Annotated in this window: 10 protein-coding genes; all 10 read left to right on the top strand. The window is 60.4% G+C overall.

All coding sequences use genetic code 11. The features are described from left to right. The first annotated feature begins 32 nt into the window (after window positions 1-32). Genes MB02_RS14360 through MB02_RS14315 form a run of 10 tightly spaced genes read left to right on the top strand, consistent with a single transcriptional unit; the run spans window position 33 to window position 6,702 of the window. Window positions 33-770, top strand: a complete 738-nt coding sequence (locus tag MB02_RS14360; protein WP_067539080.1) for a flagellar hook-basal body complex protein — start codon at window positions 33-35, stop codon at window positions 768-770. Continuing rightward, entirely contained in the window at window positions 767-1,540 is a 774-nt protein-coding gene (locus MB02_RS14355) for a flagellar hook-basal body protein (protein ID WP_067539076.1), read from the top strand. The genes MB02_RS14360 and MB02_RS14355 overlap by 4 nt, the downstream gene beginning before the upstream one ends. 8 nt (window positions 1,541-1,548) lie before the next feature. Continuing rightward, the gene (locus MB02_RS14350) at window positions 1,549-2,265 is read left to right on the top strand and encodes a flagella basal body P-ring formation protein FlgA (protein WP_067539073.1); all 717 of its coding nucleotides are present in this window, start codon (window positions 1,549-1,551) and stop codon (window positions 2,263-2,265) included. Next, window positions 2,262-2,843, top strand: a complete 582-nt coding sequence (locus MB02_RS14345; RefSeq protein ID WP_067539072.1) for a flagellar basal body L-ring protein FlgH — start codon at window positions 2,262-2,264, stop codon at window positions 2,841-2,843. Before MB02_RS14350 ends, MB02_RS14345 begins: the two co-directional genes overlap by 4 nt. After that, the gene (gene flgI / locus MB02_RS14340) at window positions 2,843-3,976 is read left to right on the top strand and encodes a flagellar basal body P-ring protein FlgI (protein WP_067539070.1); all 1,134 of its coding nucleotides are present in this window, start codon (window positions 2,843-2,845) and stop codon (window positions 3,974-3,976) included. Before MB02_RS14345 ends, flgI begins: the two co-directional genes overlap by 1 nt. 9 nt (window positions 3,977-3,985) lie before the next feature. After that, window positions 3,986-4,330, top strand: coding sequence for a flagellar basal body rod protein FlgB (locus MB02_RS14335; RefSeq protein WP_067539067.1), 345 nt, complete (start codon window positions 3,986-3,988; stop codon window positions 4,328-4,330). After that, window positions 4,330-4,764, top strand: a complete 435-nt coding sequence (flgC, locus tag MB02_RS14330) for a flagellar basal body rod protein FlgC (protein ID WP_067539065.1) — start codon at window positions 4,330-4,332, stop codon at window positions 4,762-4,764. The genes MB02_RS14335 and flgC overlap by 1 nt, the downstream gene beginning before the upstream one ends. Next, entirely contained in the window at window positions 4,761-5,084 is a 324-nt protein-coding gene (fliE, locus tag MB02_RS14325) for a flagellar hook-basal body complex protein FliE (RefSeq protein ID WP_082826217.1), read from the top strand. Before flgC ends, fliE begins: the two co-directional genes overlap by 4 nt. A 30-nt stretch (window positions 5,085-5,114) precedes the next feature. Then, a complete protein-coding gene (gene fliF / locus MB02_RS14320) occupies window positions 5,115-6,326 on the top strand; it encodes a flagellar basal-body MS-ring/collar protein FliF (protein ID WP_067539058.1) in 1,212 nt (403 codons plus the stop codon). Then, window positions 6,319-6,702: a hypothetical protein gene (locus MB02_RS14315; protein ID WP_067539054.1), complete on the top strand. Its 384-nt coding sequence runs from the start codon at window positions 6,319-6,321 to the stop codon at window positions 6,700-6,702. The genes fliF and MB02_RS14315 overlap by 8 nt, the downstream gene beginning before the upstream one ends. The last annotated feature ends 10 nt before the right edge of the window (window positions 6,703-6,712 follow it).

The raw sequence follows: 6,712 nt of genomic DNA, 5'->3' as shown, positions 1-6,712 counted from the left end.
CCAAAAGGCGACGGCAAATTCTTGGGGGTATTATGTCGGGACTCATCGAGTCCGCGTCGAGCATTCTTGCATCTTCGGAACGCCGGGTAGAAGCGTCTGCCCTCAATGTCTCGAATGCGTCGACGCCGGGCTACAAAAGGCAGGTGGCTTTCACCAGCGCACTGAAACAGGCGGCCTCTGCAATTGGCCCACGTGTAGCAAGAACAGGGGCAGCCGCTGACAGTGAACTTCACTTCACTACCGACTTTTCCCAGGGCGCGTTGCGCGAAACCGGAAGCCCGCTGGATCTGGCAATTTACGGTCCCGGGCTCATCCAGCTGCGCGACGGTGATGTCTATGTCTATTCACGCGGCGGCTCATTCACAGTGGGGCCAGAGGGCGTAGTTGCCGACCCGGCCGGGCGCAGATTGCAGCAAGCCGGCGGCGGTGACCTGACCGTTTCAAACCCGACGCCTGAGATCCTGGGCGATGGCACCGTAATCGAAAACGGTCTGCCAGTCTCCACCATCGCCCTTCTCGAGCCAGCCGCGCCGGAGCGGGTCACCACGTTGGGCGGGGGCATTTTCACTGCGCCCGACAGTGCGATGGAGCAGGCGAGCGACAGCATCCTGCATCAAGGGCAACTGGAAAGCGCGAATGTGACAATGAGCGATGAAATGATCGCGATGATGTCCGCCACCCGGCAAGCGGAAGGCGGCGCAAGACTGGTGCAGTTCTATGACCAGCTGATCGGCCAGGCGATCACCACTTTCAGCAGGAGCAGCAAGTGAACGGGGCATTTGAAGTCGGCGCCGTTGCGCTGAGAGCCGAACAGAAAGCGCTGGAGATGTTGGCGAACAACATCGCCAATGTGAATACTCCCGCATTCAAACGATCCGACGCCTGTTTTTCGGCGATCCTGGCCAACCAGATCCAGCCGGACGGCGCCCTTCCACTGCCACGCAACGATACTCTTCCCCCCAACGGCGGTGTTCGGATCACGTCCCATCCCATGCTGTTTGCGCAAGGTGAGATCCGTCCAACCGGCAATTCGCTGGATATCGCCATCGATGGGCAGGGCTTCATCGAACTGATGGGCCCAGGCGGCCAGGCCCTGCTCTGGCGCGGCGGCACCTTGCGCGTGAACGATGACGGCGCGCTTGCGACCGCCGGCGGATTGCCTCTTCGCGCCGGGATTACCGTACCGGCTGACGCGACAGAACTGAATATTGGCCGCGACGGCCTGGTAACTGCGCTGACATCCGCTGGCGAAACGGTGGAACTTGGACAGATCGAACTTGTCCGGGCAGATTATGAAGAGGCATTGGAACAACTGGACGGTGGGCTGCTGCGCGCAGGAGAAGATGCCCGCTTGACCGACGCTATTCCAGGCGAAGACGGCACCGGTCTGTTGGTACAGCGCGCAGTGGAAGGCTCCAATGTGGAACTGACGGAGGAGATGACCAGGCTCCTCGTCATTCAGCGCGCTTTCGCGGCCAATGCACAGGTTTTGCAGACCGCCGACCAACTGGCCGCAATCACCAACAATCTGAAGAAATAGGCTCTGCCATGCGTGCCCTGATCCTCCTTGCAGCACTGGGGCTCAGCGCCCTGCCAGCGACACTTCGCGGGCAGGAAACCGAAACGAATGGAGACATCCAGCTTGCCGACAGGCGCATACTGGTCCGCGATCTGGCTTTGCTCTCACCTGAAGAACGGGAGACGATCGGCCAACTCGTCGCCATGCGCATCCCGAAAGGACAAACGACAATCGAATTGAGCGCCGGGCAACGCGCTGTGCTATTGCGCCGACGCGTGCCAGGCCGCGACTTGCGCCTCCTCCTTGGGGGATCCCGACGTTTCGCGGTTCGCACCGCACAGATCGAGGGTGAGGACAGGCGCGCCGGACACGAATGTTTCGTGCTCCGGCAAAATCTCGACGCTGGGGCCTATATCACGCAAGAGGTCGTGGCTCCTGCAACATGTGGACACGGCGGCTCACCCCGCCTTCCACTGCGGTATGACAACGCCGCAAGCGCGGCCATGCTGACACGCCCTCTGCCTGCAGGCACGAATCTAGGTTCGCTGTCTGTTAGCCCAAGGTCGGTGGTCGAATCCGGACAACTGCTGACTCTGACAGTCACGCAAGGGCCCGTCACGATCGAACGGCAAGTCCATGCCATGCAACCGTCGCGCGAAGGCCGCGCCGTTTTCGTGCGCACCGTGGACGGCAAGATACTGGCCGCCCCTCTGCAAGCCTTCGCAACAGAGAAGACCACAAGATGAAACACGCCCTGTTCGCCTCCCTGGGCATTCTAAGCGTGATCACGCAAGCTGCGCCGAGCCACGCAGAACAGCTCTATACCGGTGGGGCATGGCCCGCATTCGCCACTGACGACAAGGCACGCGACGTCGGCGATACGGTGACTGTCCTGATTTACGAGGCGGCCAGCGCATCCAGCAAGCTGCAGAACAATTCCTCCAAGAAGACAGACTTCGGGGGCAGTTTTGCCGCTGGCAGTATCGATGAAAGCGCCAAGCTAGAATTCGGCGGCAGTTATGGCGGCAAGGGCGAAGTCGTTCGCACCGAACAATTCGTGGCCCGAATGACCGCACAGGTGACTGGCCTCGCATCCAACGGCGATTTCCTCATCGAGGGAACCCAGAAGATGCTTATCAATGGAGAGAATACTTCAATCGGGGTCCGCGGCCGGATCAGGCCGCGCGATATTTCAGCCGACAATGTCGTGCTTTCCTCTCGCATCGCAGATGCCCAGATCGACTATGACGGCAAGGGTTTCGTGAGCCGCAGCGCCAAGCCCGGCCTCGTCAATCGCATACTCAGTTTCCTGGGAATCGGCTGATGAACGGTAACGCTCTCTTTCAGCGGGGGTGGGCCGCGCTTCTGGCCGTTCTCGCTCTGGTCGCAAGCAATGCGGCACAGGCGCAGGGAGTCCCGATAAAAGCGCTCGGGCGATTTGACGGTTGGCGAGACAATGCCTTGATTGGCTATGGCATCGTTACCGGCCTTTCGGGATCCGGGGATACCCGGCGCAACGAAATCACACGTCAGGCACTGCGCAGCGTGCTGTCCCGCCTCGGCACTGCCGTAAGCGACGACCAGATCAACAGCCGTAACGTCGCCGTCGTGATCGTAACCGCGACTTTGCCTGCGTCGGCCAATCCGGGTGATCGGATCGACGCCGTGGTTTCTTCGGTCGGCGATGCCCGATCACTGGCCGGAGGTACGCTGCTGATGACACCGTTGATCGGGCCAGACCAGCACCCTTATGCACTGGCACAAGGTTCGTTGACGGTTGGCGGCTACGATTTCGAAGCCAACCTGAACCGGCAACAACGCAATTATCCGACCAGTGCGGTTCTACCGGGTGGAGCCACGGTCGAAAATGCCGTCGATGCCTCCATCCTGAAAGGTGATGGACACCTCTCTTTTCTGCTCACTGAACCCAGCTTTACGACTGCCCAACGGATCGCAGACGCCATCAATTCCACGCTAGGGTTTGGCATAGCCGAAGTGCGCAACGCCGATGAAGTTCGCATCCGCTTCGGCAAGCCCCACGATCAGCTTGCTGCATTCGTCTCCGAAATCGAAAACGTCGGGGTGGAACCTGCTGCCTCGTCACGGATCGTCATCAACGAACGTACGGGCACAGTCGTTGCAGGGGCGGACGTGCGTATATCCAGCGCGGTGATTTCGCAGGGCGATCTGAAAGTCACTGTCACCAGTGAAAACTACGCATCCCAGCCCAGCTTCATCGGTGGCTTCGCCAGCGATGTTTCCAGCCTGATCGTCACCAATACCAAGCTTGAGGTCGATCAGGGGGGCCAAGACGCCGTGTTGACCTTCCCCAACACCTCGGTCGGGGCGCTGGTCCAGGGGCTCAGCAAGGCACGTGTCGATACCCGCCGCACGATCAGCATCCTTCAGGCATTGAAGGATGCTGGCGCGCTCCATGCCGAAATTCTGGTGCAATAGGACAATCCGATGGATGAAATTTCCGCTCTCCTTCTGACGAAGGCGCTCGACGGGCTGGCCATGCGCGCCACTGCCACGTCACAGAATATCGCCAACGCCAATTCGCCCGGCTATCAGCCGCTGCGGGTGACATTCGAAGAACGTCTGCGAGAAGCGTCAAACTCCGGGCGCGAGGCCATCCGGGCCGTGCATCCTGAATATGTTCACGCCACCCCGCAAGATGGCGAACCGGCACTGCGCCTCGATCTCGAAATGGCGACCGCATCGCAGACTGCACTGCGGTATGCAGCGCTGGTCGATGTCCTCAACCGGCAGATGCAAATCGCCCGCCTCACCGTGCGGGGTGGCCAGTAATGGAAGCAATGGAAATCAGCCGCAGTGGCCTCGATGTCGAATGGCGCAGGCTCGAAGTCATCGCGCAAAATCTTGCGAACATGAGCACAACCCGCACCGGCGATGGAGCAGCATATATCGCAAGGCGGCTCGTCTCTGGGCCAGTGGAAAGCTTTCAGCGCGTCCTCACGACTGAAACCGAAACCGCGTCGCTTCACCCGAACGGGGTCCGGGTCTACGGTATCGAAGCCAAAGACGATGGTGTGAAACGGGTCTACGAGCCCGGCCATCCCCATGCGGATGAACAGGGTTTCGTCACGTACCCGAATATCAGCCACGCAGAAGAGATGTCTTTGATGGTCCGCACCAGTCGGGCTTACGAGGCCAATCTCGTGGCGATGGCCGCAGCACAGCAAATCTATTCCAGCGCACTGCAACTGGGGCGCCAATCGTGAACGAGATCAACGCAATTTCCGCTGTCGGAGCCGAAGACACCGCATCACTGATAACGCGGCTTGGGGGCGATACCGCAGCCATGGCGCCATCTCCCGCACATGGGGACTTCGCTTCGATCCTCTCCAACGGGCTCGAGAATCTGGACGCAAAACTCGCCCATGCGGACGATCTGGCCCGGCAGTTCGCGCTCGACGACCAAGTGCCCGTTCATCAGGTCACATATGCTCTCGAAGAAGCCCGGCTGTCTCTCGAACTGGCGATGCAAGTCCGCCAGCGGCTGGTCGAGAGCTATCGCGAAATCATGAACATGCAGCTCTGACCCGATCGGGAAAGGTAACGGCAACGCGCCATGGAACGCAGGCAGATCTTTATTTTCGGGGCCATTTTCGCCGGTGTCGTCGGGGTGCTGACCATCGTCTATTTTGCGTTCCTGCGACCCGGCTATGCGACGCTTTACGAGGACGTTCGAGAGGCCGACGCAGCGCAGATCGTGGATGAGTTGGAAAAGCAAGGCATCCCCTATCGCCTTGCCGAGGATGGCCACCGCGTGCTCGTGCCCGAGGATGAGATCGGACAGGCTCGGATTGCCGTGGCCGGATCGGGCATCGCGATGGGTGGTGTCGTCGGCTTCGAGCTGTTCAACGAAGCCGACATGGGGCTCACCGAATTTGCCGAAAAGGTGAATTATCAACGTGCGCTGCAGGGCGAACTGGCGCGCACGATCATGATGATGGAGGGCGTCGGCTTTGCCCGGGTCCATCTCTCCCTGCCCGAACGCAGCCTGTTCCGCGCCGACCGGACATCGCCCAAGGCAGCAGTAACAATCCAGACCCCGGCAGGACAGCCACTCGACCAAGCCCAAGTGGAAGGCATCCAGCGTCTGATAGCATCGACGGTAACTGGCCTGTCCGTTCACGACGTCGCAATCCTGAACGACAAAGGCGATCTGATCAGCACATCCGTTACGGAGAATGACCCTGACACCGCCATGGACGAACAAGGCGCATTGGAAGCGTATTTTCGGGCGCGGGCGCGCAGGGCCGCTGAAGAGCTCCTCCCTGGTATACCCTTCGAATTGCGTGTCTCTGCGCAGGGCTGGGCGCCGGACACAACCGCCATAAACCCGGGCAGCGATGGGGATACAGACGCAAGTCAGGCTCGCGAACGGAATTTAAACTTGCGCTTAGCCTTGCGGACCGAATCTGACCTTAATGAGGAAAACCGTGCCCTGCTCCGCTCAGCGATTGGGGCTGCCATTGCGCTCGATCCTGCCCGAGGTGATGTCTTGCGGTTTGAAACCGGCCCGCTGGGCATCGCCGGCAACGCACAATGGGCCAGCCACACTTCGGCTGCAGTGCCAGGCTCCCCTATGCCATCCACGGTCCACCACAAGACTGCAGGCCGCTATCCCGTAACAAGCGGATGGTTGCTGTTGCTGCTGATAGTGGCTGGTGGTGGCGGTGCACTACTCCTTCGCCGCCGCTCCCGGATGGGCAGTGCTGAACAAACCGCATTCGCAGAACTGCTCAGCGCACAACTGGAGGGCTCCCGTCATGGCTGAAGGGACGCCCAGCCTCGACGACTTGCTGGCCCAATGGCGCAGATTGCCAGCCGGCGACCGCAAGGCAATCCGCAAGCATCTTCCCCTCAAGCGCAGAATCGCGCTCGATCAGGCACTTGCGTCGAGAAACCACCAAAGCACCGTTGAAACGCCCCCTGCACTGCGCAGCGAATATGGTCAGTATTCAGTGTGGCTGGCCGAAATCGTTTCAGCCTGCGCAGCGGAGGATGGCGCTGACTGTGAGTTACGTCCCGCTACGCGTGAGGCCCTCCGGGCCGCTCACGCAGCAGTTGGCGCAAAAGCGGCGGAGCCTGCCAAACCTTCACTGTTCGATGTCCTCCACAAGGCCGTCAGGCAACTGGGCAGGCTGTCATGATACCGCTGTT

Origin of the sequence: Croceicoccus estronivorus (assembly GCF_001625325.1) — a bacterium.
Classification (GTDB): Bacteria; Pseudomonadota; Alphaproteobacteria; order Sphingomonadales; family Sphingomonadaceae; genus Caenibius; species Caenibius estronivorus.
The sequence above is the reverse complement of the archived record's forward strand: the minus strand, read 5'-3'. Positions and strand labels throughout refer to the sequence as shown.